2 protein-coding genes and 1 pseudogene are annotated in these 1,788 nt (G+C 47.1%); 2 read left to right on the plus strand and 1 reads right to left on the minus strand.

What is annotated here, in order from left to right; genetic code table 11:
• Positions 1-188: pseudogene (glyA, locus tag F6K20_RS36915) on the plus strand (serine hydroxymethyltransferase); the annotation flags it as partial.
• Positions 189-190: 2 nt separating this feature from the next.
• Here glyA and F6K20_RS36920 read toward each other — a convergent pair.
• On the minus strand, positions 191-346 hold the full coding sequence (locus F6K20_RS36920) for a hypothetical protein (RefSeq protein WP_287251726.1): 156 nt from the start codon (positions 344-346) through the stop codon (positions 191-193).
• A 556-nt stretch (positions 347-902) separates the two neighbouring features.
• Between F6K20_RS36920 and F6K20_RS36925 the strand changes: the two genes are divergently transcribed.
• Positions 903-1,763 (plus strand): SAM-dependent methyltransferase, encoded by an 861-nt coding sequence (locus tag F6K20_RS36925; RefSeq protein ID WP_008184334.1) that lies wholly within the window; start codon positions 903-905, stop codon positions 1,761-1,763.
• The last annotated feature ends 25 nt before the right edge of the window (positions 1,764-1,788 follow it).

Consider the following 1,788-nt stretch of genomic DNA (forward strand, 5'->3'; position numbering starts at 1 on the left):
TAATCACAAGCCGGGGATTTGGTTTTGAGGAAATCCATTGCATTGCCGAACTAATAGATAAAATGCTGAGTGGCGAACCGACAGTTAATACCATTGCAAAGGTTCAAGATGAAGTCAGTCGGTTATCAAAGAATTTGGGTCTAAAACCCCGTCCTTCTAGGACGGCTTTTAAGTTGACATTTTCATAGCGCTAGAGTATGATTTGAACATAGGGTACAGGCTGAAAAACCGTTCGCGTAGCGTGGCCTTTGGCCTTGGCGCAACCGGGAGAGAGACCCGCCACTGCTAGACCTAAAAGAAGTAATGCCCGGAGGGAAGGGAAAGTCCTCCTTAAAAACCCAACCATCAATTAACCGTTGGTGTGTGAACCTGAGCTTTGCGAAATTAGAGAATGCAAACGGTACGGCGGGGCACGCCGGAACCAGGTGAAAAGGAGGGAACAGACTTTTTAAGGCACTCCTAGTAAGTAGCCAAACGCGATCGCGAGAATTGCCCGCTGGGTCTATCATGAACTGAACTAGAATCTTTGTCTTGACGGGTTTCCGGTTTAGGTATTGCCTACTTTTTGGCGGCGTCAAAGATTAGGACATGATGGTTTAAGGCAGCTCGTTGATCTGGGAATCCCCGCTCTTCCAGGGCGGGGAGTGTCAAGTCGCCTTCATCCCCACATCGATTGGATTTACGAGCAAGATCGGGACAGGTTTGCCCTCGAATCCCAATACCAACTTCTGTGATTTCGCCCCCCGACCCCCAATTCTGGGGCAGAAATACAGTTCAACTCCCCCAAGTACCCCCATCTTTCAAAGTCCCCCAGGATTGGGAGACCAACGGGGGCTTTACCCAAAGTTTCTCTGAATTTCCTGCACATCAAACTCTGAAAACATCAGCTATAGATCCATATCATGACCACAACAACAGCAAACTCTGAACAAGCCACAGAACGCGCCAGAGTACATTACAACAGTGAAAATGCTCGTAATTTGTATGAAATTGCCATTGGCAGCGACACCTTAAATTTAGGCATGTACGAGGACGATCCAGACCGCCCCATCGCTGAAGGGATGGCGAAAACCACTGAGTGGATGGGGGCACAAGTACAGAACCTCAATCCCGATTTCCGTGTGCTTGACCTGGGTTCTGGATATGGGCCAGCCGCACGGCATTTAGCTGGCAAATATGGCTGTCATGTCACCTGTCTCAACATTAGCGAGGAGCAAAATCAGGAAAATGAGCGGCGCAATCGTGAACAGGGTCTTGACAATCTGATTGACATTGTGTACGGCAATTTTAAAGACATTCCATTTGACGATGCCAGCTTTGACCTAGTTTGGTCTCAAGATGCCTTGTTCCACTCTGACGGGCAAGATCGCGTCCTAGAAGAAGCCTATCGGGTGCTTAAACCAGGGGGACAGTTAATGTTTATGGATATTCTGCAAGCAGATGATTGTCCAGATGGAGTGTTAAAGGATTCACTCCAACGGGTTAATATCCATCACGGGCGTTTGGGTTCTTTCCATTCCTATACTAGTAAAGCCGAAAGCCTGGGTTTTGAGACTATCAACGTGATCGACAAATCCTATCAGTTGCTGGTTCACTACACTAAATTGAGGGATTCGGTAATTGCCCATTACGACGAACTCAGCCAAAAATGTACCCCAGAATTTTTAGAATCTTCTAAGAATGGCTTATGTCAATGGGTTGAATCTGCTGAGAAAGGTCTGTTTACCTGGGGCTTATTTCATTATCGCCGTCCAAATGCCTAGTTATAGCACTGTTGGCAGGTAATAA

Origin of the sequence: Moorena sp. SIO2C4, assembly GCF_010672485.1 — a bacterium.
GTDB classification, from domain to species: Bacteria; Cyanobacteriota; Cyanobacteriia; order Cyanobacteriales; family Coleofasciculaceae; genus Moorena; species Moorena producens.

Coding starts and splice junctions, on each gene's coding strand:
- F6K20_RS36925 (WP_008184334.1), top strand. CDS start 903: ATGACCACAACAACAGCAAACTCTGAACAAGCCACAGAACGCGCCAGA.
- F6K20_RS36920 (WP_287251726.1), bottom strand. CDS start 346: ATGGTTGGGTTTTTAAGGAGGACTTTCCCTTCCCTCCGGGCATTACTT.